At 36.4% G+C, this 1,193-nt stretch carries 1 protein-coding gene; it reads left to right on the top strand.

What is annotated here, in order from left to right:
• Positions 1-201: 201 nt before the first annotated feature.
• Positions 202-1,185, top strand: coding sequence for an IS110 family RNA-guided transposase (locus LB467_RS18610; RefSeq protein WP_224475654.1), 984 nt, complete (start codon positions 202-204; stop codon positions 1,183-1,185).
• Positions 1,186-1,193: the final 8 nt, after the last annotated feature.

The following is a 1,193-nucleotide window of genomic DNA, read 5'->3' as shown; positions in this document are numbered from 1 at the left end:
TTATATTAAGCTAAATTAAAAGAAGAGAGCTGAACTTAAGTACCCTAAAGACACTCAGAATTTACAAATTCATACTTCGATTCAGACTTAAGTTCAGATTTTCATCAAAAATCTCTAATAGAAATTCGGGATTTTAAGCCCATTATTAAGGAGTTGAGTTATTGATGAAATCCCCTCTTCTATCTAAAGAATGACGAAGTTATGAAAAGTATTTATGTTGGTATTGATGTAAGTAAAAGAACTCTTGATGTTTGTTTAAAAGGTCCTGATGGAGCACAGCACCTTAAAATTGATAATGAGGTTAAAAGTATTAAAAAGCTTTGCCGTCAATTAAATAAGGTGGATGATCAGGCTTTTATAGCTATGGAGAATACAGGTCATTACAATCACCAGCTTTACTCAGTCCTGACGAAATATAGCTTTAATGTTTATGTTGTAGATCCAAAACACATAAAAAGAAGTATTGGATTGGTTCGTGGTAAAAACGATAAGGTGGATGCCAGGCGTATTGCTACGTTTATAGAGAGGAATAAGCAAGATTTTCAACCTTGGGAACCGCTCTCCGACAGTATTTATTCTTTGAAGATCTTATTGGCTGAACGAAGAGCAGAAGTTGCCCGCATAAGATCCTTAAAACAACGAATAGATGGTCTGAAGCAACAAAAATCAGTTAGCTCAGCACAAACACTTATCTCCAGGAATAAAAAGGAAATTCAGAGAACACAACAGCGAGTAAAAGAAATAGAGAAACTGATAAGAGAAGAGATCGCTAAAGATAATACATTAAAAACAGAGGTTACCAGGATTAAAACAGTGCCAGGAATAGGAGATGTTACTGCCTGGCTCATTGCAGTAAAAACACATGGCTTCAAACGCTTATTGGATCCCAGGAAATTAGCCTGCTTTGCAGGAGTGGTTCCCTTTGAGCAACAGAGTGGTAGTAGTTTGAAAACCCAGCCAAGGGTATCAAAGATGGCTGATCGCACCCTAAAAACCGTACTGCAAATGGCCGCCATGAGAGCAGTAAGAATGACCAACGATTTACAGGCATACTACGAACGAAAAATTGAAGAAGGGAAAAATAAAATGAGCGTATTAAATGCAGTAAGAAACAAGTTAATCCACATTGCTATGGCATTGGTTAAAAACAAAACATATTACCAAAATCGCTTGGTTTTGTCATAGAAATCGAA

Origin of the sequence: Salegentibacter tibetensis, from assembly GCF_020164485.1 — a bacterium.
Lineage (GTDB): Bacteria > Bacteroidota > Bacteroidia > Flavobacteriales > Flavobacteriaceae > Salegentibacter > Salegentibacter tibetensis.
This window is presented reverse-complemented; position numbering and strand designations above follow the sequence as displayed.